The 21,953-nt window shown below is 57.4% G+C and carries 22 protein-coding genes and 1 tRNA gene; 17 read left to right on the top strand and 6 right to left on the bottom strand.

The features are described 5' to 3' along the window. Nucleotides 1–4: 4 nt before the first annotated feature. The gene (locus FNL37_RS09110) at nucleotides 5–646 is read right to left on the bottom strand and encodes a transglutaminase-like cysteine peptidase (protein WP_013441849.1); all 642 of its coding nucleotides are present in this window, start codon (nucleotides 644–646) and stop codon (nucleotides 5–7) included. A 307-nt stretch (nucleotides 647–953) separates the two neighbouring features. Here FNL37_RS09110 and FNL37_RS09105 point away from each other — a divergent pair, with 307 nt between their 5' ends. Further along, a complete protein-coding gene (locus FNL37_RS09105; protein ID WP_244948246.1) occupies nucleotides 954–2,675 on the top strand; it encodes a TolC family outer membrane protein in 1,722 nt (573 codons plus the stop codon). A gap of 225 nt (nucleotides 2,676–2,900) precedes the next feature. Then, nucleotides 2,901–2,987 (top strand) — tRNA-Leu (locus FNL37_RS09100). 79 nt (nucleotides 2,988–3,066) lie between these two features. Here FNL37_RS09100 and FNL37_RS09095 read toward each other — a convergent pair. Continuing rightward, nucleotides 3,067–4,395: a type II toxin-antitoxin system HipA family toxin gene (locus tag FNL37_RS09095; RefSeq protein ID WP_159355919.1), complete on the bottom strand. Its 1,329-nt coding sequence runs from the start codon at nucleotides 4,393–4,395 to the stop codon at nucleotides 3,067–3,069. Continuing rightward, entirely contained in the window at nucleotides 4,395–4,649 is a 255-nt protein-coding gene (locus FNL37_RS09090) for a helix-turn-helix domain-containing protein (RefSeq protein ID WP_159355918.1), read from the bottom strand. Before FNL37_RS09090 ends, FNL37_RS09095 begins: the two co-directional genes overlap by 1 nt. A gap of 397 nt (nucleotides 4,650–5,046) precedes the next feature. On the opposite strand from FNL37_RS09090, the gene FNL37_RS09085 reads away from it, so the two are divergent. The 4 genes from FNL37_RS09085 (at nucleotide 5,047) to FNL37_RS09070 (ending at nucleotide 8,712) form a co-directional block, all read left to right on the top strand. Next, complete coding sequence (locus FNL37_RS09085) at nucleotides 5,047–6,399, top strand: DASH family cryptochrome (RefSeq protein ID WP_211371954.1); 1,353 nt, start codon at nucleotides 5,047–5,049, stop codon at nucleotides 6,397–6,399. Then, entirely contained in the window at nucleotides 6,396–7,967 is a 1,572-nt protein-coding gene (locus tag FNL37_RS09080; RefSeq protein ID WP_159355917.1) for a cryptochrome/photolyase family protein, read from the top strand. The genes FNL37_RS09085 and FNL37_RS09080 overlap by 4 nt, the downstream gene beginning before the upstream one ends. A gap of 105 nt (nucleotides 7,968–8,072) precedes the next feature. Then, nucleotides 8,073–8,336 carry a GIY-YIG nuclease family protein gene (locus FNL37_RS09075; protein ID WP_159355916.1) on the top strand — a complete coding sequence of 88 codons (264 nt, stop codon included), beginning with the start codon at nucleotides 8,073–8,075 and terminating at the stop codon, nucleotides 8,334–8,336. Between the two features lie 154 nt (nucleotides 8,337–8,490). Continuing rightward, a complete protein-coding gene (locus FNL37_RS09070; protein WP_013441854.1) occupies nucleotides 8,491–8,712 on the top strand; it encodes a hypothetical protein in 222 nt (73 codons plus the stop codon). Nucleotides 8,713–8,880: 168 nt separating this feature from the next. Here the strand turns inward: FNL37_RS09070 and FNL37_RS09065 are convergent, their stop codons facing one another. From FNL37_RS09065 to FNL37_RS09055, 3 genes are all read right to left on the bottom strand, one after another. Next, nucleotides 8,881–9,561 carry an FxDxF family PEP-CTERM protein gene (locus tag FNL37_RS09065; RefSeq protein ID WP_015829790.1) on the bottom strand — a complete coding sequence of 227 codons (681 nt, stop codon included), beginning with the start codon at nucleotides 9,559–9,561 and terminating at the stop codon, nucleotides 8,881–8,883. A gap of 69 nt (nucleotides 9,562–9,630) precedes the next feature. Further along, nucleotides 9,631–11,625: an alkaline phosphatase gene (locus FNL37_RS09060; protein ID WP_015829791.1), complete on the bottom strand. Its 1,995-nt coding sequence runs from the start codon at nucleotides 11,623–11,625 to the stop codon at nucleotides 9,631–9,633. Nucleotides 11,626–11,721: 96 nt separating this feature from the next. Beyond that, nucleotides 11,722–12,315 (bottom strand): hypothetical protein, encoded by a 594-nt coding sequence (locus tag FNL37_RS09055; RefSeq protein WP_159355915.1) that lies wholly within the window; start codon nucleotides 12,313–12,315, stop codon nucleotides 11,722–11,724. A gap of 207 nt (nucleotides 12,316–12,522) precedes the next feature. On the opposite strand from FNL37_RS09055, the gene gspG reads away from it, so the two are divergent. The 11 genes from gspG to FNL37_RS09000 are packed head-to-tail and all read left to right on the top strand — an operon-like array spanning nucleotide 12,523 to nucleotide 21,951. Beyond that, a complete protein-coding gene (gene gspG / locus FNL37_RS09050) occupies nucleotides 12,523–13,008 on the top strand; it encodes a type II secretion system major pseudopilin GspG (RefSeq protein WP_159355914.1) in 486 nt (161 codons plus the stop codon). A 2-nt stretch (nucleotides 13,009–13,010) separates the two neighbouring features. Further along, on the top strand, nucleotides 13,011–14,198 hold the full coding sequence (locus FNL37_RS09045; protein ID WP_159355913.1) for a type II secretion system F family protein: 1,188 nt from the start codon (nucleotides 13,011–13,013) through the stop codon (nucleotides 14,196–14,198). Then, nucleotides 14,195–15,874: a GspE/PulE family protein gene (locus FNL37_RS09040; RefSeq protein WP_159355912.1), complete on the top strand. Its 1,680-nt coding sequence runs from the start codon at nucleotides 14,195–14,197 to the stop codon at nucleotides 15,872–15,874. Before FNL37_RS09045 ends, FNL37_RS09040 begins: the two co-directional genes overlap by 4 nt. After that, nucleotides 15,852–16,790: a hypothetical protein gene (locus FNL37_RS09035; RefSeq protein WP_244948245.1), complete on the top strand. Its 939-nt coding sequence runs from the start codon at nucleotides 15,852–15,854 to the stop codon at nucleotides 16,788–16,790. The genes FNL37_RS09040 and FNL37_RS09035 overlap by 23 nt, the downstream gene beginning before the upstream one ends. A 1-nt stretch (nucleotide 16,791) precedes the next feature. Further along, nucleotides 16,792–17,358, top strand: a complete 567-nt coding sequence (locus tag FNL37_RS09030) for a PilN domain-containing protein (protein ID WP_159355911.1) — start codon at nucleotides 16,792–16,794, stop codon at nucleotides 17,356–17,358. Next, the gene (locus tag FNL37_RS09025) at nucleotides 17,355–17,906 is read left to right on the top strand and encodes a type 4a pilus biogenesis protein PilO (protein WP_159355910.1); all 552 of its coding nucleotides are present in this window, start codon (nucleotides 17,355–17,357) and stop codon (nucleotides 17,904–17,906) included. The genes FNL37_RS09030 and FNL37_RS09025 overlap by 4 nt, the downstream gene beginning before the upstream one ends. Beyond that, nucleotides 17,903–18,505 (top strand): hypothetical protein, encoded by a 603-nt coding sequence (locus FNL37_RS09020; protein WP_159355909.1) that lies wholly within the window; start codon nucleotides 17,903–17,905, stop codon nucleotides 18,503–18,505. Before FNL37_RS09025 ends, FNL37_RS09020 begins: the two co-directional genes overlap by 4 nt. A gap of 28 nt (nucleotides 18,506–18,533) precedes the next feature. Further along, on the top strand, nucleotides 18,534–20,549 hold the full coding sequence (locus FNL37_RS09015) for a secretin N-terminal domain-containing protein (protein ID WP_244948244.1): 2,016 nt from the start codon (nucleotides 18,534–18,536) through the stop codon (nucleotides 20,547–20,549). Beyond that, a complete protein-coding gene (locus tag FNL37_RS09010; RefSeq protein WP_159355907.1) occupies nucleotides 20,546–21,019 on the top strand; it encodes a type II secretion system protein in 474 nt (157 codons plus the stop codon). The genes FNL37_RS09015 and FNL37_RS09010 overlap by 4 nt, the downstream gene beginning before the upstream one ends. Continuing rightward, nucleotides 20,994–21,428 (top strand): type II secretion system protein, encoded by a 435-nt coding sequence (locus FNL37_RS09005; protein ID WP_159355906.1) that lies wholly within the window; start codon nucleotides 20,994–20,996, stop codon nucleotides 21,426–21,428. The genes FNL37_RS09010 and FNL37_RS09005 overlap by 26 nt, the downstream gene beginning before the upstream one ends. Continuing rightward, nucleotides 21,415–21,951, top strand: a complete 537-nt coding sequence (locus FNL37_RS09000; RefSeq protein WP_159355905.1) for a type II secretion system protein — start codon at nucleotides 21,415–21,417, stop codon at nucleotides 21,949–21,951. The genes FNL37_RS09005 and FNL37_RS09000 overlap by 14 nt, the downstream gene beginning before the upstream one ends. Nucleotides 21,952–21,953: the final 2 nt, after the last annotated feature.

Here is a 21,953-nt window from a genome sequence, read left to right as displayed (position 1 = left end):
TCTTTTATTCAATACCATCGGCTTGCATTCTTGCGAGAACGTTGCGCCAGCGTGACAAGTGGCTCAACGAATCGCTACTTGGTGTGGTCGATGTGCCCGTCCACAACCCTTCGCTGTTAAAACTGAAAATCGGTACCAGATCCGGCCGACGCGAGGCCGGGCGGATGGAAATGATGAGGTTGTCCAGAATCAGCGGCTCTGCATTCGGCGTGGGGTAGTAGCTCAAAATCATGTGCGCTTGTGAAATGCGGCTGTTGGGGCCACCTATCTTGGCCCGGACATAGGTCAAGCGCAGCTTTTCATTGGGAATGCCCAGCTCGCGCAAAAACACGTATTTGGCAATGCTGTAATCCTCACAGTCGCCAGCCTCGCGGCCCAGGGACTCCAATGGCGTGGCCCAGTAATCGGATTGCCCCCAGATATTGATGTCATCATCAAAGCGACGGATTTTGTCATTGACGAAGAGATTGATCTTCTCCAGCTTTTCCTGATCCGGGGCGTCTCGCAGGGTATTGAGCAGGGCCTCCAGCTCAATGATGGTGTTTTTGGCCCGGTCGCCATAACGCTGCTCGGCCAGTGTGCGCAGTTTGCTGAAATCCGTAGCGGCCTGTATGCCTGGAATCCATACCCCCAGCAACAAGCACATGATCGTGCAGAGCACCCACAGGCATTGACGACTTGCGCGAGATGTTAGCGAATGAGCGATGATGACTCTAACCTACAAGGTTTGGCACGACAATTGCGTACGCTTCTTTATTGTAAATTCGGTGCGTGATTTAAATTTTAAATTCATGCACCCGGAAAAACCTCATATCTATAATAACTTATCGATGAAAGATAAGGTATTATTGAGGTCATAAAATATAACTAAATAACAAGCCGGGGTGAAGTGAATGAAAGCAATCTATAAAAGTATGATTGTTGCGGCTGCTATTGCCGCAGCAACTCCAGGGATGGCAGCACCAGCATCTACTCTGCAGGAAATCGTCGAAAGCGCCGTGACGAACAATCCGGAAGTGCAGAGCCGATACCACAACTACAAGGCCGCTGAGCAAGAGCAAAACGCTGCGCGCGGTGGGTTTCTTCCCAAGGTAGATTTGATCAGCAGTATCCGCACCCAGGAAAAAGTCTTTTCCAACACCAACAACACCAACATTCCTGACCGTCAGACCCAACTGGTACTGAAGCAGATGTTGTTTGATGGTTTTGCCACCAGCAATGAAGTGAGCCGCCTAGGCCATGCTGCCCGCGTGCGCTACTACGAGCTTCTGAGCGCCATGCAGAACACCGCGCTCGAGACCGTCAAGGCCTATAACGACGTATTGCGCTATCGCCAGCTCGTGTCGTATGCCGAAGATAACTACATCGTGCACAAACAGTTGTTCGACAAGATTGAAGAGCGTGTTGGCGCCGGTGTGGGTCGCCGCGTGGATCTGGAACAAGCCAACGGCCGTCTGGCACTGGCAGAAGCCAATCTGCTGACCGAAACCACCAACCTGCATGATGTGACAGCCCGCTTCCAGCGTCTGGTAGGCGATTTGCCTGCGGATACCCTGTCCGATGTGGATTACTTCAAGGCTGGGGTGGAGCAAAGCCCCTCCGATGCATTGAAACTGGCGTATAACCAGAACCCGGATTTGCTGGCTTCGATTGAAAACATCATCGCCACCGAAGACGAAGTCAAAACCAAGAAGGCGCGCTACAGCCCACGGCTGGACCTGCAAGGCAAAAAGAGCCTGGATGTCAGCTCCGACGGCCGCAACAGCACCGCCGCTGCCGACTATCTGGAATTGACGCTGACATTCAACCTGTTCAACGGCCTGATCGACAAGTCGCTGATCAGCCAATCCGTTGAAAAGCTGAACACTTCGCAAGACCTGCGCGACAAGGCCTGTGTGGATACCCGTCAGCAACTGGTGATCGCCTACAACGATATCAGCCAGCTCAAAGGCCAACTCGATTTCCGCGACCAGCATCAACTCTCGATTGAAAAAGCCCGCGAAGCTTATCGTCGCCAGTTCGATATCGGTCAACGCACACTGCTCGACTTGCTGGATACGGAAAACGAATACTTCCAGGCACGCCGCACCTACACCAACACCGAGCGCGATCTGTATAACGCCTACGCCCGCACTTATGCCAGCCAGGGCGAGCTGCTGAAAAAGCTGAACGTGACCCGTGCCGATGTGCCTGAGCTGACCCCTACCGATTACAACACTTATGCCACCTGTCAGGCTGTGGCGCCAGAAGTGGTGAAGATCGACAAGGTAGCCCTGCTTGCCAAAGCCCGTCCGCTTAACACTGAACCCCTGAAGCCAGCCGAAGTTAAATTCGGCGAAGCGGATCTGGTGAAGTCCACGGTGAATGACTGGGCATCTGCCTGGCAAGCCAAGGATTACAACCGCTACATCAGCTTCTACGCCGACAGCTTTGTTCCAGAAAAAGGCAACCGTGCCGCCTGGTTACAACAACGCAAGCAACGCTTTGCCGCGCCTGGGGCGATTGTGGTGGAACTGAAAGACCTCAAGGTCAGCATGGATGGTACCCAGGCCCAAGCCTCGGTTTCCTTCATGCAACACTATGCCTCTGGCAAATACAGTGACGATACGATGAAGTATCTGACACTGGAAAAAACCAATAACCGTTGGTTGATTACCAAAGAAACCAGCAAGTAATCCAGAAGCAAACCCATGAAAACCCGACAACATTGTCGGGTTTTCAGCATCTGGCGGCTCACTTTCACCCCATTTTTTGCTTTACATGCGCGTGAAGCCTGGCAACAACGGACTTGCCGCACCCTCAAAGCGGGCTATATTGAGTGGCAATTCTGCAAGCATGAATGGTAGAATAGCGCCCTTCGCCGTCGGACCCCTGGTCCGCATCCCTAGCGTCTCGCTTCTGCCCGGATGGTGAAATTGGTAGACACAAGAGACTTAAAATCTCTCGCCAGTAATGGTGTGCCGGTTCGACCCCGGCTCCGGGCACCATAAAAATCAATAGTTTAGTTTTCATTAGGCTGGTTTGGCTTCTTCGGCACTTAATTCAGCCCTGGTTCCCCAGAAATATTCATGGAATTTTGTATCCCTCCAGCTTGTGAGATGCATCCCGCAGGCCAGCCAGTATCGGGATCGATACACTCTCAGGAAAATCGGCGGGTAATAGTGCCTCAACCTTTTTGATTACTGCTGGTGTCGATGCAATAAGAGTGTCGATGATGGCCGCGCAATCGTCGTTCAAGCCACAGCGTCTTGCTGTCTCCATCATGTGTCTGGGCAGTATTTCTACCCATCGGTAATGACGATTGCTCCCGGAAAATGCCATGGCCATTTTCACCTTATTGGGCGACAGTTTGCCCGCTCCGTTTCCCAGCACAGGGTAGGCAGATAGAACATCGTATCTCGGCGTCAGTCTGTAGCTTCCCCCTGATTCAATAAACAGACTGAAATTCTTGGCATGACCGTCAATGGCACAAAGCATCCAAAACAGCATTTGCGACTTGTAGAAATCCCGCCTGTCCTGATCTGCCAGTCGCGACCCGAGCAGTATGCTCATGATCTTCTCTATTCCAGGGCCGCCATCGCTCTCATACTTTTTGCCCGGTGGCGTAGCTGTGGCCTGACAAAAATCCTCCTGCGGCAGACGCATGATCCAACTGCCGTCCGTTGACTTTCGCCTGTCGAAGCGTTCAACAACAAGAACTTTTCTGGCGCCGAATTGCATGATTTCGCTGTTGGAGGTCTGTATGCCATACGCCTTCAGAATCTGCTCGCATAGCCACTCGTTTTCGACAGACGTGCTCATGTCCAAACCTGGTTGTCCGGGCACACCGATCGGCAATTTGAAAATATGCGTGGTTGGCGTGGCACCTTGTGGCTTTAGCCACTCGCCGTTATGCCAGAGCAGGGCGGTTTTTTCCTGTGCTCCAGCGATGGAGATTCTAAAGTCATCCTCATCACGGCCTTGTTTGCCGATAGAAATGGCATTGCTTAGCAGCCGTTCGATCGCCTCCTCATTGAGAGGCACACCGCTTATCAACTTCACATCTTCTGGGTCCGTGTCGTCGGGCAGAAGCTGAATCGCCCCCACGCAGTCTCTCCCAATTTCTTCCAGCAAATCAAATGGTGAGGCCGACTTTGTTCCGTATCGGGTTTGAATTCTCAAGCGAATCTGTTCGCTATCGGGTAGCAGATTGTCAAAGAATGGACGTACATATTCGTCCTTGTAAGGTGCTGCTCGCAATGGCATCGACAATGAAACAGGCCGGGATTCGCGCATTTCCAGCCATGATGGGTCGTAGGCGAACTCATATGCATGGGTCGATGTGGATGTCCACCGTCCAACCCTCAGGCCATTCATCAATACCTGTAGTGTCTGGGTTCTGGAGCGTTTGCCCATTACCATTCATCTCCATCCGGAGTAGCCGTTGAAGATCCTTTGGCTTGCAGCACAATCTCAAGGTCAAGCGCTGACAGTAGCTTGAATAGGCTGGCTATGCTACTGGAGTCGGCGTCGTTTTCGATTAAAGAAATGGTTTTTGGCAGCATGCCAACCTTGGTAGCAGCCTCTTTCTGGGTTAGTCCGGCTTGCCTTCTATATCCCTGAAGTACGAGCGCAAGCTGTTGTGGTGTACGAACCGGATGACGTGCCATGATGTTCTCCAACAAGATAAGGATAATGTATACCCTTAAGGGTGTAATGTAAATATATTCCCTGTGGGGTATATCTTGCAAAAATCACCCATGGGGTATACGCGCAATAAATGCCCTAAGCGGGATAAATTGCACTGACTGGTCATTCATAATCCTTGGTCAATGGTATGTATCAATGGTGTGTACGATATCCACGCATTAGCGATGCACGTTGCGAGATGGCACCTTGTCGTGGAGTAAATTCTGGCATTTTTTTAAGATACTGGCTTGAACAAGGCCTGCACATGAACTTACCCAACACTTACCCCTATTGCTTGGTCTTTCCCCCTTGTGGCTGTTATGCCAGCAGTGATGGTTGTTCTTATAGATCCAGACGTCTATCCAATATGAAGATGGTATGTCGATACAGATGACTCCACCACGCGGCCTTATTTTCTGGTTTAGACGTGATCTGCGTCTGCATGATCAGGTTGCGCTGACCTGGGCCGCGCGTCAGGCGGCTGATATTGGCGGCTGGCTGCTGCCAGTGTTCGTGCATGATCCTGCCGAAAGTGGCCTGACACGCTGGGGCTTCGCCAGGATGGCGCCGCACCGGCGAGCCTGGCTGACGAGTGCGGTGGATGCGCTGGCCGGGCAATTGCGCGCGCTTGGCAGTGATCTGGTGCCATTACACGGGGATAGCGTGGATACACTGGTGCGGTTGGTTCGCGCACTCGGCAACCCGTTGCTGGTGTGCGAGGAGATTGCGGCGCCCGAGGAGCAGGCGGTGGTGGCTGCCTTATTGGCGGCGGGGGTGAAGGTGCAGACCATCTGGCAATCCAGTCTGGTGACGGTGGAGGATCTGCCGTTTGATCCTCAGGCGGTGACGGATACTTTTACGACATTTCGCCATGCGCTGGAGCGCGCGCATGTTCAGGCGGCGCGCCCGTTGCCGTCCATCAAGCAGTTGCCGCCGTTGCCATCGCATGCCTTGCTGAATGCGATACCGAGTGAAGTCGCGAGCGACGGCGCTGATCATGCGATGGCAAGCGAGCCATGGCCGCATGACGCCCGGTCTGCGTTCCCGCCAGGTTCTTCGGGATTCGATGGCGGTGAGCAGGCGGCCCTGCAACATCTGCAGCAGTATTGCCAACGGCGGTTGCCGCATAGCTACAAGTCCACCCGCAATGGGCTCATCGGGGTCGATTATTCCAGCAAATGGTCGCCGTGGCTGGCGACAGGTGCCTTGTCGGCACGGCAGGCCTGGGCGGCGATTCAGGCATTTGAAGCGGAGCATGGTGCCAACGAGAGCAGCTATTGGCTGTGGTTTGAATTGCTGTGGCGCGATCATTTCCGCTGGCTGCATTTCAAACACGGCAAACAGCTCTATCGCGCCCGTGGCCTGGGCGAAGCGCATGTGCCATCGCATGATCCAGACCATTTTGCCCGCTGGTGCCGTGGCGAAACCGGGCAGCCGTTTATTGATGCCGGCATGCGCGAGCTGGCGGCGACCGGGTATCTTTCCAATCGCATGCGGCAGAATGTCGCGAGTTATCTGATACATGACCTGGGTTGCGATTGGCGTGCCGGCGCGGCCTGGTTTGAATCGCAGCTGCTGGATTACGATGTCTACAGCAATCAGGGCAACTGGCTTTACCTGAGTGGACGCGGTACGGATCCGCGGCAGGGGCGGCGATTCAACCCGGACAAGCAGGCGCAGGATTACGATGCGGATGGCAGCTACCGCGCCTTATGGGCGAGGGCAACATGAGCTCTGTTGCATCTACCTTGCCGGGGCAGGCCAATTCAAAGGTGACCTTGCGCCTGATTCTGGGCGACCAGCTCAATCCCCAGCATTCCTGGTTTGCCCATGTCAGCCCCGATGTCGTGTACGTCATGATGGAGATTCGCCAGGAGACGGACTATGTGCTGCACCATGCGCAAAAGATGCTGGCGATATTCGCCGCCATGCGCCATTTTTCCCAGCAACTCAAACGCGCTGGGCATCGCGTGCGCTATATCGCCATTGATGACGCTTCCAACCGCCAACAGCTCACGGCCAATCTGGAGGCGCTGATCGCCCATTACCAGGCAAGTACGGTGCAGTATCAGGCGCCGGATGAATGGCGGCTGGACCACTTGCTCGCGGTGTGGGGCGCGTCCTGCCCGGTGCCCGTGACCATGGTGGATAGCGAGCATTTCTACACCACACGCCAAAGCGTCGCCGCGCAATTCAAAGGCCGCAAGCAATGGCTGATGGAGCATTTTTACCGCAGTCAGCGCCGCCAGCATGGGGTGTTGATGACAGCAGACGATCAGCCCGAGGGCGGCCAGTGGAATTTTGATCACGACAATCGCAAGTCACTGCCTGCCAGCCAGCCATTGCCGGCCGATATGCGTCCGCAACATGATCATCAGGTCCTGTGGCAAACCATCGTCGCCAGTGGCGCGGCGCATTTTGGCGATCCACAGGCCGAGGCTTTGCGCTGGCCGCTCTCCCGCGAGGAGGCCCTGGCGCAGCTCGAAGTGTTTATCAACCAGGGTTTGCCTTTGTTTGGGGATTATCAGGATGCCTTATCCACACGCGGCTGGCGCCTGTTTCACTCCCTGCTGTCGTTCGCGCTCAATGTGAAAATGCTCAACCCGCGTGAAGTGGTGGCCGCCGCAGAAGTCGCCTGGCGCCAGGGCAAGGTGCCGCTTCCCGCTGCCGAAGGCTTTATCCGGCAGATACTTGGCTGGCGGGAATATGTGCGGGGCGTGTATTGGGCGCAAATGCCCGGGTACACCGAGGCCAACGCCCTTGGGCATAGCAGGCAGCTGCCAGAATGGTTCTGGACCGGAAAGACCCGCATGGCATGTGTGGCAAGCGCCATAACGCAATCATTGCAGCATGCCTACGCCCACCATATCCAGCGGCTCATGGTCATCGGCAACTTTGCCTTGCTGGCAGGGCTTGATCCGCAAGCTCTGCATCGCTGGTACCTGGGCATCTATATCGATGCATTTGAATGGGTGGAAGCACCCAACACCCTGGGCATGAGCCAGTTTGCCGATGGCGGCCTGCTCGCCACCAAGCCCTATGTCTCCAGTGCCGCCTACATTGATCGCATGGGCGACCATTGCAAAGGGTGCCACTACAGCAAGTCGACCAAAACAGGCGAGCGTGCCTGCCCATTCAATGCGCTTTACTGGGATTTTTTTGCCAGGCACGAGCTCCGTTTGCGCGGCAACCATCGCCTGAGCATGGTGTATCGCAATTGGGACAAGATGTCCGCCGAGGCCCAGCAGGCCTTGCGCCAGCAGGCGGAACAAACGCTTGCACAAATCGAGTCCCTGTAAAGCATTCGCTGCCTGTTTCCTATACCATGCGGGCTTGAATTCACGGCTTGCCCACATACTCAAATGACGACCATCATGGGCAACGCAAAGGCGTAAGGATCATCAGTGAACGAAGAAAACCCGACATCGCATTGGCATCTCTATTTGCTGGAGTGCAAAGGCGGCAGCTATTACGCCGGCATCACCAACAATCTTGAAGCACGCTACAAAGCGCATGTCGAAGGCAAGGGCGCGCGCTATACCCGGGCAAACCCGCCTCTGAGAATACTGGCCAGCAAGCCGTACGCCGACCGGTCAGCGGCCTCCATCGCCGAGGCCAGGCTCAAAAAGCTGGCAAAGGCAGACAAGCTGGCTTTCTTTGCCGATTAGAAGTGCGCTTTATCAGCCATCGCCAGCCTGGCACCTAACACAATCTCCTACATGCTTTTCAGAACCCGCTGGCTCGCTAGACGTGCCCACCGCTTGCACAATGAAGTCGTTACCTTACGTAACGCTAACATTCATCCCAAATAAGGAGATTATGATGGCTACACAACAAGGAAGCACTCGTGGTGGTACCTCTCAGCAACACGCTCAGGCTGGTTCGCAAAGTCACAAGAATCAGCAGCAGGGCGGGGCGCAAAGCGGCGCCAACAAGCAACAGGAGCAGTCTGGCAGCCCTGACAAGAGCCAGCAAGGCAGCACCCGCGGCGGCTCGCATGAGCAGCATGTGAAAGCGGGCAGCCAGAGCCACAAGAAGAGCTAATGCCTGAAACCCAGGCCCCATAAGGCGATAGCCCTGTGGGTTTTGCCTGGATTTTGGCAAGCTGTTTCGATGGCTTTGTTGAAGACGCAAAAAAAGCACATGAAGATGTGCTTTTTTTGTGGGTGACACTTGCGGGTGGTGTGCCCGCAAGTAGGAAGCGAGGAGGGACTAACGACGGCGACGCGAGGCAACAAAGCCCATCATGCCCAGACCTGCCAGCATCATGGCATAGGTTTCGGCTTCAGGAACGGCGCTGACGGTGGTGATGGTGAGGTTGTCATACAGCTTGCCTGCACCCAGCACGATGCCGTAAACACCCGAGACAGCGCCGCCCGTAATAATGGCACCGGGGTTGGCAAACTGGTCGAAAGACAGGGTGGAGATGGTTTTGCCAGCCGCATCCAGGAACAGGATGGAGGAATTGAAGCCACCAAAGTTGCTGTTATCCAGTTGCACCGAGAACGATGACAGGTTCTGTGCGCTGCTGAAGCTGATCAGCACCTGGTCAAACATGGCGTCCAGCGCATTGGAGACCGATGGAGCTGCACCGTGGCCGTATTCCTCCGGGTTGCGTACGCGGATATCGCTATCCGAATAGGCTTCCCAGTGCGTATAGCCAGGGATGTTCTGGCCGTTAGGGTCCAGAATTTCAAAGCCATCGGCATCCAGATCGGCGGTGACAAAGCCGCTCAGGAATTGCACATTGCTGTACGGATTTACCGCAGCATTGTTGGCCGAGGTGCCGCTGGCAGCGTTGTCAAAATTGAAGTTGTAACCGGCGTAGGCGTTGGCGGCAAAGCTAGCCAAACCCAGCACGGCGGCGTTCATTATCAGTTTTACGGAATTCATGGTATCTCGCTTTCGTCATCAAACCGGGCGCCACGGCATGAGCCGCAGCGCCGGTGTTGTGGGCTTTCTTTACTTCACGCCGCCGATGGCAGCCTGACCAAACTTGAAGAACACATCGGTGTTATCCATCACGCCAGTGAACAGGGCAGCGCCACGACCGAAGGCGGACAATGGAATGTCAGTCGCGGTGTGCACGGCCTGGTCGCCGGATACCTGACCAGTCACGAGGTAACCGGTGCTGGCATTACGCACGCTTGGGTTGGCTGGGTAGGTGTTCAGCGGAGCCGTGCCAACGAATGGCTGCTGGCTATCCTGCGTAGGTTGCGCATTGGCAATCCAGGCTTCGTAACGGTCAGCATTGGCGCCGTAACCGATCAGCATCTTGTTGTCGATGTCGGTGGTGGCAGGGTAGCCATCAGCCGCGATGGTGTACTTGGGGAATTTCGCATCCTGATAAGTACCCACCACTTCGTTACGCATGCTGGCCACAGTGTTGGCCTTGCCTTGCAGTTCGGCATTGGTCACCTTGGAAGCACCCAGGATGGAAGCACCACCGGTTTCGTGGTCGGCCGTCACAATCACCAGCGTGTCCGGGTTGGCCGTGGCGAAATTCTTGGCAACTTGCACAGCACGGTCAAACTCGATGACTTCTTCAATCCAGCGATCGCTATCCATCAAGTGGGCCTGCTTGTCGATGGAAGCGCCTTCCACTGTCAATACGAAACCCTTGGGATTCTTGGCAAGTACCTTGATCGCCTTGTCGGTCATCTCTTCCAGCATGGGCTGGTCAGGGAAGCCGTAGTCATTCACCACACTGGAAACACCACGACGGCCATTGATCTTGTCAAACGCCACGTTCATGTTGGAGTAGGCAAACAGGCCCAGCAGCTTGTCTGGCACGCCTGCGCTTTGCAGGGCAGATTTGTCAGAAACATAGGTGTAACCGGCAGCGCTGAAGTCGCTGATCAGATCACGTTCCGGATCCTTGGCACCGACGGCAGCGCCCCAGCCGCTGACGATGTCGCTAGTCAGCACGTAATCATTGGCAGCACGGCGTTGCGAACCATTGGCTGGTTGCGGGCTAACGCTGTTGGATGCATTAGGCAGGAACCACTTGCGGCCGCCACCCATCAGCACGGTCAGGCCGGTCAGCTTGCGGTCATCCAGGTATTGGTCGGCAATGCCGGTGCCGTTGCCGCGGTTGGAGGTGTGCACGGCGTTAGCGGCAGGTGTGGCATCAAATACATCGGCAGTGGTGACGATACCCAGCGATTTGCCCTGCGTGCGGTGCAGGTATTCCGACAGGTATTCCATGCGTGGGTTGTCGAAAGCATCGGCAGTGTCATCTGGCCATACGCCTTCCTGACCGGAGGCCTGCTTGTTGCCGTTCACATAGTTGGCCATGCCAGGTGCGGAATCAGTGACGATGGTATCCAGTGAGGATGTCATCACCATACCGGTGTAGGGGAAGGTATCCATGGCGAGATGGCCCTTGGCCTTGCCCTGGGCATAACCCTTGGCCATGATGCGGGCGGCAGTGCGGTGCGCGGCACCCATGCCATCACCCAGCAGGATGATGATGTTCTTGGCTGGACGGCCCTGGTTGGTAATGCCAACCACTTCAAAGCTGCCAGTGGCGGTGACGGTCTGGCCATCGCTTTGCGTGGCTTTCACTGTCAGGGTGTGGACGCCGGGAACCGTGTTTGAGTAAGCGCGCTTGGAAACTACGGCGGTATTCGCAGGCAGGCCAGCATTCAGGCCAGTGGTAACGATGCCAGAGGTGCTGGCAGTCACAGGCACAGTCACGCCATCCACGGCAAACTGGAAGCCGGTGATGGTGGCGCCAGCATCTGGACGGATGGTCGCTTGCAAGTCAAAACGCTGACCTGGCAGGAAGCGGGCAATCATGGGGGCGCTTGGGTCATTCACGCCGGTGGCGAAACGTTCGCTCGGTGGTGTCAGGCGTGTAACGGTAGGGGCGGCAACACTGACGCTGGCAGCAACGCCCAGCGTCGCTGCCACAACAGCGCGTACACAGTTAAGTGCAAAACGAGGTGACTTCATTTGAAAAAGCTCCTAATTAATCAATACAAAGGGTTGGCTATCATCAAAAACAGAAAATGACAGGTACAGCGATTACAGGTGACGCAAAAACAGGTGCTACTTGAAATCGGAAGGCGACTGCAGGGCCGCCGTGGTATCGGGTCGCAGCAGATGGGCGCTTTGCACGGCATCCAGTTGCAGGCGCACATAGGAAATGCGGCCATTGGCCTCGTGCCATTCCCCCACGCTCAGCACGCCGCTGAGGTTGATGAGTCCGGGCACGTAACCATTGATCTGACGGGCATCATGCAAATGCACAAACACCGAGGTGGCGGGCATGTCGTCGGCAAAGCTTTCATCCTCATGGCCCATCAGCACTGGCAATGGCGAGAGAATGAAAACACCAGGCGTGGCCTCGTCCTGCTTGGCCATATAGCCCAGCAGGCGCACCTGTTTGCCATTCAGGCTTAACAGTTTGGCCGATGGCTCCAGACCGCGCGGGCCCACCGGCAGCTTGTAGATTTCGCTGAACTTGAGCTCGGTAACGCCTGCGGGCAGGGCGGGCAGTGGCCCATTGACCTGCAGGGCAGAACTCATGGGCGGTTGGGCGTGCTCGTGTCCGGCTTCGTGGGCAAAGGCTGGCTGTATCAGTTGCGGGAGGGCCAGTTGAGCAAATAAAAGACTGGTGATGATGGCGCGGGAGTAGTGCATTGTTATCTTCCTCTTTGTCGGGACTGCAGCAAGTGCGTGAGCTATCAGCAAGTGCGTGCACTATAGGCAGCAAAAATTTCAGATTGATGAACGTTAAAAGATGTTAATGCGGCGAAATGATGAAACCCGCGCCAGACATGCAAGTGCCGTTGTCACAAAAGTATGCCGTGTCTTGAAAATGCAACATTACTGTAAAAAACAGCGCCTATGATCTGGCCTGTGAATACATCCTCTCTTGCTCCTTATCTCCCGCGTGCGGCCCCCATTCAGAATTCTGGCAGGCAGCGCGCCCGTCATTCCGGCTTTACCTTGCTGGAGCTGCTGGTTGTCATGGTCATCATCGGTCTGCTCGCGGGCTATGTTGGCCCCAAGTATTTTGCACAGATCGGTAAATCTGAAATCAAGGCCACCCGTGCCCAGCTCGATTCCCTGGAAAAAGCGCTGGATCAATACCGGCTGGATACCGGACATTACCCTTCCACTGAACAAGGGCTGGCGGCACTGACTGCCAAGCCGGACAACGACGCGCGCTGGGATGGCCCTTATCTTAAAAAAACTGTGCCTGATGATCCCTGGGGCCATGCTTATCAATACAAATCGCCCGGTGAGCACGGCGAGTATGACCTCTACTCGCTGGGCAAGGACGGCCAGCCAGGCGGTACCAACGAGATGGCTGACATCGTCAGCTGGTAGACATGCTTTACAAACTCAGCGTACTGCGCGACAAACAATACCGCTCATTGCGTCTGGAGGCGGCCAATGAAAAGGCGGCAGCACTGGCCGCCAAGGCCCAGGGCTATACGGTTTTTTCTGTGGCGACCGCCGAGCGCAACACCACACTGTCCTGGCTGCGCGGCGAGCGTTTCCCCCTAATGTTGTTCAGTCAGGAGTTGCTGGCCCTGCTTGAAGCCGGGCTTAACCTGATGGAAGCCATGGAAGCGCTCTCCGAGAAAGAGCAGCGCCCGCAGGTGCGCGATACGCTGCGGGCGACGCTGCGTCTGTTGAATGAAGGCCAGCCCTTGTCGCAAGCCATGGAGGCAAGCCCGGAGGCATTTCCCCCCTTGTATGTGGCGGCCCTGCGTGCCAGCGAAAAAACCGGCGGCATGCCGGAAGCCTTGCAGCGCTATATCGCCTATCAATCGCAGGTGGAAGAAGTCAAAAAGAAAGTGATTTCGGCGTCGATTTACCCGGTCATGCTGATCGTTGTCGGCGGCCTGGTGGTGATGTTTTTGATGGGCTTTGTGGTGCCCCGGTTTGCGCATATCTATGAAGACATGAATGGCGACATGCCCTTCATGTCGCAACTTTTGCTGGCGCTGGGCGGCTTTATCGAGACGCATGGCATGCAGCTTTTGCTGGCAGGGGTGGGGCTGGTAGTGGCAGGCGGCTATTTGCTGAGTCTGCGCAGTGTAAGGGCAGCGATGATGCAATGGCTGTGGCGCCTGCCGACCATAGGCGAACGCATGCGTATTTACCAGTTATCGCGCTTTTATCGCTCGCTAGGCATGTTGCTGATTGCCGGTATTCCCATCCTGAGTGCGCTGGGCATGGTATCGGGCTTGCTGGCCCCGGCCTTGCGCGAGCGCATGCTGCTGGCCAGCGAGCAGATACGCCAGGGGCAGGCGATCTCGACCGCCATGGAAGCAAACGGACTGTCGACGCCGGTGGCTTTGCGCATGCTGCGCGTGGGCGAGCGCAGCGGCATGATGGGCGAAATGATGGGCCGCATTGCCGCTTTCTACGATGAAGAAACCGCACGCTGGGTCGACTGGTTCACCAAGCTGTTTGAGCCTTTGCTCATGCTGGTCATCGGCTTTGTCATCGGCTTTGTGGTGCTGATGTTGTATATGCCGATTTTTGATCTGGCAGGCAGCATCCAATGAGCCTGATCAGCGCACAAACCCTGGGAACAGCCCGGCAGTTGGCGGCACAGTCGAGCCGTCGCCTGATGGAAGTGCTGCAAGACCAGAGCGCCATGGCACCAGAGGCATTTGTCGCCGAGCTGTCACACGCATTGCATTACCCGGTGCTGGATAACCGCACCATGCACGCGCTCAGCACCGATTTTGAGGTCATGCCGTTTGCCGAGGCTTATCGCCGCGAATGCATTCCCCTGCGGGGCGAAGATGGTCAGCTGCTGATAGTAATTGCCGACCCGTTTGCCAGCGATATTCAGGCCTGGCTGCTCGACACCGTGCATGAGCCATTCACGCTCTATCTCGCGCATTATGCCGATATCAGCGCCTTTCTCTCGCGCCATGAAGAAACCCTTAACGCCATGGACCGGGTGCTGGCCGGCGACATGGCGCCCGATGCCCATTCTGTGCATGCAGAAGGAGTAGAGCATCTTTCCTTAAGCCGCATTTCCGAAGACAGCAGCCCGGTGATCCGCCTGGTGAATTCCACGTTGTATGACGCCATGAAGATAGGTGCCAGCGATATACACCTGGAAACCACGCTGACTGGCCTTGCCCTCAAATACCGCATTGATGGTGTGCTGGATGCCGTGGGCCAGATACAGGGCGTGGACATGGCCGAGCAGATCGTCTCGCGCATCAAGGTCATGGCCGAGCTCGATATTGCCGAGCGCCGCATCCCGCAGGATGGCCGTTTCAAGGTGCATATCCAGCAGCGCGAGGTGGACTTGCGCGTATCCATCATGCCCAGCGTGTATGGCGAAGATGCGGTGTTGCGGATATTGGATCGCAAGTCGCTCACCGAACAGTCGCGCGGACTCACGCTGGAAAATGTCGGCCTTGATGCCCTGACGCGCCAGCAGTTTCGCGCCCTGGCCCGCGAGCCCTACGGCATGGTGCTGGTCACCGGCCCCACTGGCAGCGGCAAGACCACCACGCTGTATGCGGCCATCTCCGAAGTGAATACCGGCCGCGACAAGATCATCACCATCGAAGACCCGGTGGAGTACAACCTGCCCGGTGTGCTGCAGATTCCAGTCAATGAAAAAAAAGGCCTGACCTTTGCCCGTGGCCTGCGCTCCATACTGCGGCACGACCCGGACAAGATCATGGTCGGCGAAATCCGCGATTCGGAAACAGCGCAGATTGCCGTGCAATCCGCCTTGACTGGCCATCTGGTGTTTACCACCGTGCACGCCAACAACGTGTTTGATGTCATCGGCCGCTTTATCAATATGGACGTTGATACCTACAGTTTTGTCTCCGCGCTCAATGGCATTCTGGCGCAACGGCTGGTGCGCCTCAATTGCACGCATTGCCTGGTGGATGACCAGCCGGATGCCGAGCTGCTGCAGGCCTCCATGATCAGCGAGACCGAGGCCGCCAGCATGCAGTTTCGCAAGGGTCAGGGCTGCGGCCATTGTCGTGGTAGCGGCTACAAGGGCCGCATGGCGGTGGCGGAGCTGTTGATTCTGGATGATGAAATCCGCGAGATGATCGTCTCGCGCCAGCCCATACGCCAGCTCAAGGACACCGCGCGCCGCAAGGGCCTGCGCCTATTGCGCCAGGCCGCCGTTGAAGCCGTGGCCGAGGGCAAAACCACATTGGAAGAAATCAATCGTGTTACCTTCATCACGGCCTAGTTACTGTCTCAGGCTGTTGCCAGACAGGGTAACGCTGTCGCAACCGCAGCGCGCCTGGCGCTTTGCCAGCTGGAAACGCAAATGGACGGATGCGGCGACGCCACTCACTGACTCTGACGTGCTTGTTGGCACTCATGCTGTGCAAGAGATGGCAATGGCAGATGAGCCAGGGCCGCATTCGGCTCAGCATTCGACGCATCAGCCCTGGCAGCGCGCGCTGCAGGCATGTTCACCGCTGCTGGCGGAGCTGGCTGCCGGCAGCCAGCTCACGGTGGTGGTCAGCAATCAATGGCTGCGCTACAAGCTGCTCCCCGCCATGCCGCCCATGCAGTCGCAGGCTGCCAGTCTGGCGGTGGCCCGGGCCTTGTTCATGGACACCTATGGCGAAGCCGCAGCCACTTGGCATATTGCGCTGGAGCCGCTGCCGCAGGGCGGGTACCAGTTTGCCTGCGCTCTGGATCGATCGCTGCTGGAGGCGATCACCGCCATGGCAGCGCAAGCTGGCTGTCGGCTGGTGTCGGTGCAGCCAGCCATGATGCACCTCTACAACCGGCTCTGCCGCCATCTGAGCCGCGACCTGTGCGGGCTGGTGCAGGTAGAGGCGGGCCGTATCCATCTGGCGCTGATGCGGGATGGTGGCTGGCTGGCGTTCAGTGCATGTGCCAGCCATGCGCAGGATTGGCCACAGCAGCAGCTGCTAGCGTTGCTTCAGCGCGAGATGGTGTTGCTGGGCGATGCGCCCCTGGTGCCAGGCAAGCTCTATGTAAATGTCGCGTTGGCGGCAGCCCATTCCGCTGCCTGGCCAGCCTTGCAAGCTAGCCTGGCCGAGATGGGCTGGCAGGCTGTGCCGGTGTTCAGCCATGAGCGGTCTATGAGCAAGCTGGCATCGCCTGCTGCGGCATGGGTAGGTGGCTAGCATGCGTGCATTGCGGGTGGATTTCATTGCCGATAACCAGCCAAAGGGCTGGGGACGCCTGCTGGCCGCGGCGGGCATACTACTGGCGCTGATTGGCTGGCAGGGGTATGCGGCGATTCAGCATCAGACAGAAGCCGTGCAGTCGGCGCTGGCAGAGGCCAGCAAACAGGCTGGGCTGGCGCCGTCACGTCAGCCGCGCCAGGCATCTTCGCCTGCCACCCAGCACGCCATACAGCAGGCACGCAGCCTGGCGGATTTTCTGCAGATTCCATGGGGCGACCTGTTTGCCGGGCTCGAGGCAGCCAGCAGCCCGGACTTTGCGCTACTGGGCATAGAGCCGGATGCGCGCAAACGCCAACTCAAGCTCTCCGCCGAAGCGGACAGTCGCGATGCGGTGTTCGATTACATGCAGCGCCTGGAAGCCACGCCGCAATTCAGCCATGTCATTCTGCTCAAGCATGAAAAGCAGCAGGAGCAGGCCGAGCAGCCCTGGCGCGTGGTGCTGATCGCGACCTGGCATGACATGCCCGTTTCAATACCGCTTGAAACCTTGCAGGTGGCGCCATGACGCAGTTGCTGCGCACGATAGACACCTTGCGGTTCTGGCTGGGAACAGCCGGGCAGGTGGGGCTGCTGCTGATGATATTACTCATGCTGTTTGGCCTGTTGGTAATGCTGCCCGCACAGCAAAAGCTGCAAACCCTGCGCGAGCAGCTGGAGTGGATGCAGGCGCAACCCAAAGCCCAGGCCAGGCCAGCGCCCGTATTGGCCGAAAGCCAGCAACTGCAACAGTTCTATGCGCAGTTCCCACCGCAGGACAGCCTGTCTGAACTGCTGCGTGCGCTGCATAAGCTCGCGCAGGAAAGTGGCATGAACCTGGTGATGGGCGATTACAAGTTATCGCATCAGCGCGATAACACGGCCTTGCAGCGCTACGAGATCACTCTGCCGGTCAAGGCGCGCTATGGGGCGCTGCGCGCCTTCATTGCCCAGGCGGCGCTGCGCTTTCCCACGCTGGGGCTCAGCGACATCAGCATCAAGCGCGATGGCATTCAGGACGACGAAGCCGAGGTGAAACTGAGCTATGTGTGGCTGTTGCGAGGCGAGGGCACATGAAGCGGCTGCAACCGAGACAATGGGCCCTGGCTGGCGCTCTCGCCTTGACCCTGCTCGCCATCTATCTGGTGGATGCGGAAGACGAGGAAGAAGAGATGACGGTGCAGCACACCGCGGCATCCCGACCCCGGCTAACGCCAGCCCCGCCATCGCGACTGGCGTCAAATCTCATCGAAAGCCAGACCTCGGGCCTGCCCGACCTGGCGCTCAGCCGAGCCCGTCAGGCACACGCCATGCAGCAGGCGGGCCAGGATTTATGGCAGGCGCATGCCTGGCATATCGCACCAGCGGCGAGCCATGAGAACACAGCCACGCTGGCCGAGGTCGTGAAGCCCGTGGCGCCTGCCTTGCCCTATCAGTACATGGGGCAGATGGACGATGCGCCCGGCGGCAATCTGGTGTTTCTGACCGCCGGTAACCGCGTACTCAGCGTCAGCCCCGGTCAGACCATAGAGCAAGTGTGGCGGCTGGATAGTGTGGACCAGCGCTCCTTGTACCTGACCTATCTGCCCCTGAACAGCACCGTGGTGCTTAGCAAGACAGCCAATCCGGTGGTGGCACTTGCTCCATCGCCTGACGATCAACCGACTGACCGCTAGCCACGCGATCCCATCTATGAAACCCACGATGAAACCTGTTCGCCTTTCAACACTCTGTAGCCTGTTAATGCTGACCATGCTCAATGCCTGCGCCTTTGCGCCTTGGCCCAAGTCCGAGGTCAAGGGCGATACCCCCGAAACGCGGGTACACAGCGCAGAGGAAAACCTGCAGGCCAAGCCCGAGGCCGCCGTGCCACGCAAAGATATATTGATTACGCAGGAGCAGGCGGTGCAGGAATTGCTGACCGAGGCGGAAAAGCAGCGCAACGCCGGCCATTTTGTTGAAGCCAACGCCCTGTATGACCGCGTGATTGCGCTTGCCCCCAACAATGTGCGGGCGATTGCCGGCAAGGCCAGCATCACCCGCGAATATGCCCACAGCAAACGGCTGGATCAGGCACGCGCCATGCTGGACAACCAGAATAGCGAGGGCGCCTGGTCGATATTGCGCAATATCCTGATGGAAAACCCGGATAACAAGGAAGCGCAGCAGTTGCAGGCCAGCATACGCGCTAGCCGCGATGTGGCGCAGACGGAGCCGCCACGCCTCAAGCCGCCATTCCAGAAACCGGTGAGCCTGGAGTTTCGCGATGCCAATATCAAGATGGTATTCGAGGCGCTGTCGCGCGCCACTGGCATCAACTTCATTCTGGACAAGGATATTCGCGCCGATGCCAAGGCCACGGTGTATATCCGCAAGGCCTCGATTGAAGATGCCATTGAGATGGTGCTGGCGACCAATGGCCTGCAGAAGAAAGCTCTCACCGAAACCAGCGCGCTTATTTTCCCCAATACGCCGCAGAAGGTAAAAGACTACAAGGAGCTGATGATACGCAGCTTTTACCTGACCAATGCCTCGGCAAAACAGGTGGCCTCCACCCTGAAAACCGTGCTCAAGACCAAGGATGTGGTGGTGGACGAGCGGCTTAATATGATCGTCATGCGCGATACGCCGGAGGTGATTCATATCGCCGAAAAACTGGTGGCGGCGAATGACCTGGCTGATCCTGAAGTCATGCTGGAAATCGAGGTGCTGGAAATCAGCCGCAGCCGCCTGCAGGAGCTGGGCATTGCCTACCCCAACCAGATTTCGGTGAATAGCCGCATCCCCGTGACCACCTCCACGGCGGGGTCGGGTATTGCGGTCACGTCTACCGTGGCAACGGATTCGCCACTGACGCTGGAAGGCTTGCTCAATCTTAATTCCAGCCGCTTTGATGTCTCGCCCAACCCGGCGGTCAATTTCCGCAAAACCACAGGTGACGTCAATCTTATTTCCAACCCGCGCATACGCGTGCGCAATAACGAGAAGGCCAAGATACTGGTGGGCGACAAGGTGCCGATTATCACCACCACCTCCACCGCCAATGTCGGCATTTCAGAAAACGTGACCTATATCGATGTCGGCCTCAAGCTGGATGTGGAGCCGCGCATCACGCTGGATGATTTCGTCAATATCAAGATCGGCCTGGAGGTGAGCTCGCTGGGCGACCGCACCACCACGCGCAATGGCGCCACGGTGTATACCATAGGCACGCGCAATGCCAGCACGCTGTTGCGGCTGAAGGATGGCGAGATGCAGATACTGGCCGGGCTGATACAGGATGAAGAGCGCAAAAACGCCAGCAAGCTGCCTGCGCTGGGCGATATTCCCATCCTCGGGCGGCTGTTTTCCAATCAGGAAGACCGCAAGAACAAGACCGAAATCGTGCTGGCGATTACGCCACGCATTCTGGGCAATATCCGGCGGCCTGACGCGGAAATTTCCGAATACTGGTCAGGTACCGAGAATGGCATTTCGGACAAGCCGCAGCTGGCAGCGCCCGCTGGCGGTGGCAGCCCGGCTGCCAGTGGACCGGCGGAGGAGTCTACTTCTGAAGCCGTGGCAGCAGATACCACTGGTGTCTCTTCTGAAGATGCTGCCATTGCCCAGCCTGCTCCTGCAGCAGCCAATGCCAGCCAGACGGCGCCCACGGCGCCCGTCAACGCTGTCCCAGCGCCTGCAGCACAACCGGCAGTGGAAGGTGTGGACCTGTCGCGATGAAGTCCCGCGCCGGATTCACGCTGATCGAGATGGTGGTCACGGTGGTGATCGTGTCTATCCTCGCTGCGGCGGCGATGCCGGTGCTGCAGCTCACACTCAAGCGCAACAAGGAGGCCGAGTTGCGCACCTGCTTGCGCCAGATTCGCGAGGCGCTGGATGCCTACAAACTGGCCTATGACGAAGGCAAGATCAAGCGCGGGCTGGACCAGTCCGGCTATCCGCCCAGTCTGGATGTGCTGGAGCGCGGCGTGCAGGACCAGACGCGGCCAGACAGGAAAATCATCCGCTTCATCCGCAAGATTCCACGCGATCCTCTCAATCATGATCTGACGCTGGCCCCGGCTGATACCTGGGGCCAGCGTAGCTACCAGAGCGAGGCCGATGCGCCCAGCGAAGGTGTGGATGTTTACGATGTGTATTCCAAAAGCCCGGAGCAGGCGATTAATGGGAGCTGGTACCGTGACTGGTAGCAACGGCCCTAGCCGCAAGCGCTTGAAGGGCTTTACCCTGATCGAACTCATGGTCGTAATGACCATCGTCGCCTTGCTGATTGCGGTGGCGGTACCACGCTATTTTCATAGTGTGGACAAGGCCCGTGAATCCACACTAAGGCATGATCTCAATGTGATGCGCGAAGCCATCGACAAGTTTTACGGGGACCATGAGCGCTATCCGGCATCGCTGGAGGAACTGGTGAGTCTGCATTATCTGCGCGCCGTGCCACCAGACCCCATCACCGGTTCACGCGAGACCTGGGTGCTGATCGCGCCGGAAGTGAATGTGAATGGTGTGGAGGCGGGCAGTGCGGGGGCGGTGTATGACATCCGTAGCGGGGCGCCGGGCAATGGACGCGATGGAACGGCCTATGCCGAATGGTAGGGCAGCTACGGCCAGCGAATATCGCCGCGGCGAACAGCGCGGATTCAGCTATATCGGGCTGTTGCTGATGATCGCCATTGCCGGTGTTGGACTTGCTGCGGTGGGCATGCGCTGGCATCACCAGCTGCGTGCCGAAAAGGAAAAGCAGCTCTTGTTTGTGGGGCATCAGTACCGGGCGGCGATTGCCAGTTATCAGGCGGCGAATCCCTCGGGTGTCAATATGTATCCGGCCAGCCTGGATGACCTGTTGCTGGATAAACGCTACCCCAACATCAAGCGGCACCTTCGCAAACGATACGATGACCCGATCACCGGCAGCGCCGAGTGGGGCCTGATCAGGCAGCGCGGACGCATAATCGGCATTTACAGTCTTTCGACGGAAAAGCCCATCAAACAGGCGGGCTTTGCCTCGGATGACCGCGGGTTTAAAGGCGCGAGCCGCTATAGCCAGTGGGTATTCGGGCAGCAACTGCTGGAGCCGGAGGAGGCCGCCACGCCAGGTGCGGGCGCCACGCAACCCTAAAG

Origin of the sequence: Methylovorus glucosotrophus (assembly GCF_009858335.1) — a bacterium.
GTDB classification, from domain to species: domain Bacteria; phylum Pseudomonadota; class Gammaproteobacteria; order Burkholderiales; family Methylophilaceae; genus Methylovorus; species Methylovorus glucosotrophus.
This window is presented reverse-complemented; position numbering and strand designations above follow the sequence as displayed.

Bases quoted from the DNA above. Each gene is read 5' to 3' on its own strand.
- FNL37_RS09110 (WP_013441849.1), bottom strand. From the start codon at position 646: ATGTGCTTGTTGCTGGGGGTATGGATTCCAGGCATACAGGCCGCTACG.
- FNL37_RS09105 (WP_244948246.1), top strand. From the start codon at position 954: ATGGCAGCACCAGCATCTACTCTGCAGGAAATCGTCGAAAGCGCCGTG.
- FNL37_RS09095 (WP_159355919.1), bottom strand. From the start codon at position 4,395: ATGGGCAAACGCTCCAGAACCCAGACACTACAGGTATTGATGAATGGC.
- FNL37_RS09090 (WP_159355918.1), bottom strand. From the start codon at position 4,649: ATGGCACGTCATCCGGTTCGTACACCACAACAGCTTGCGCTCGTACTT.
- FNL37_RS09085 (WP_211371954.1), top strand. From the start codon at position 5,047: ATGTCGATACAGATGACTCCACCACGCGGCCTTATTTTCTGGTTTAGA.
- FNL37_RS09080 (WP_159355917.1), top strand. From the start codon at position 6,396: ATGAGCTCTGTTGCATCTACCTTGCCGGGGCAGGCCAATTCAAAGGTG.
- FNL37_RS09070 (WP_013441854.1), top strand. From the start codon at position 8,491: ATGGCTACACAACAAGGAAGCACTCGTGGTGGTACCTCTCAGCAACAC.
- FNL37_RS09065 (WP_015829790.1), bottom strand. From the start codon at position 9,561: ATGAATTCCGTAAAACTGATAATGAACGCCGCCGTGCTGGGTTTGGCT.
- FNL37_RS09060 (WP_015829791.1), bottom strand. From the start codon at position 11,625: ATGAAGTCACCTCGTTTTGCACTTAACTGTGTACGCGCTGTTGTGGCA.
- FNL37_RS09055 (WP_159355915.1), bottom strand. From the start codon at position 12,315: ATGCACTACTCCCGCGCCATCATCACCAGTCTTTTATTTGCTCAACTG.
- gspG (WP_159355914.1), top strand. From the start codon at position 12,523: ATGATCTGGCCTGTGAATACATCCTCTCTTGCTCCTTATCTCCCGCGT.
- FNL37_RS09045 (WP_159355913.1), top strand. From the start codon at position 13,011: ATGCTTTACAAACTCAGCGTACTGCGCGACAAACAATACCGCTCATTG.
- FNL37_RS09040 (WP_159355912.1), top strand. From the start codon at position 14,195: ATGAGCCTGATCAGCGCACAAACCCTGGGAACAGCCCGGCAGTTGGCG.
- FNL37_RS09030 (WP_159355911.1), top strand. From the start codon at position 16,792: ATGCGTGCATTGCGGGTGGATTTCATTGCCGATAACCAGCCAAAGGGC.
- FNL37_RS09025 (WP_159355910.1), top strand. From the start codon at position 17,355: ATGACGCAGTTGCTGCGCACGATAGACACCTTGCGGTTCTGGCTGGGA.
- FNL37_RS09020 (WP_159355909.1), top strand. From the start codon at position 17,903: ATGAAGCGGCTGCAACCGAGACAATGGGCCCTGGCTGGCGCTCTCGCC.
- FNL37_RS09015 (WP_244948244.1), top strand. From the start codon at position 18,534: ATGAAACCTGTTCGCCTTTCAACACTCTGTAGCCTGTTAATGCTGACC.
- FNL37_RS09010 (WP_159355907.1), top strand. From the start codon at position 20,546: ATGAAGTCCCGCGCCGGATTCACGCTGATCGAGATGGTGGTCACGGTG.
- FNL37_RS09005 (WP_159355906.1), top strand. From the start codon at position 20,994: ATGGGAGCTGGTACCGTGACTGGTAGCAACGGCCCTAGCCGCAAGCGC.
- FNL37_RS09000 (WP_159355905.1), top strand. From the start codon at position 21,415: ATGCCGAATGGTAGGGCAGCTACGGCCAGCGAATATCGCCGCGGCGAA.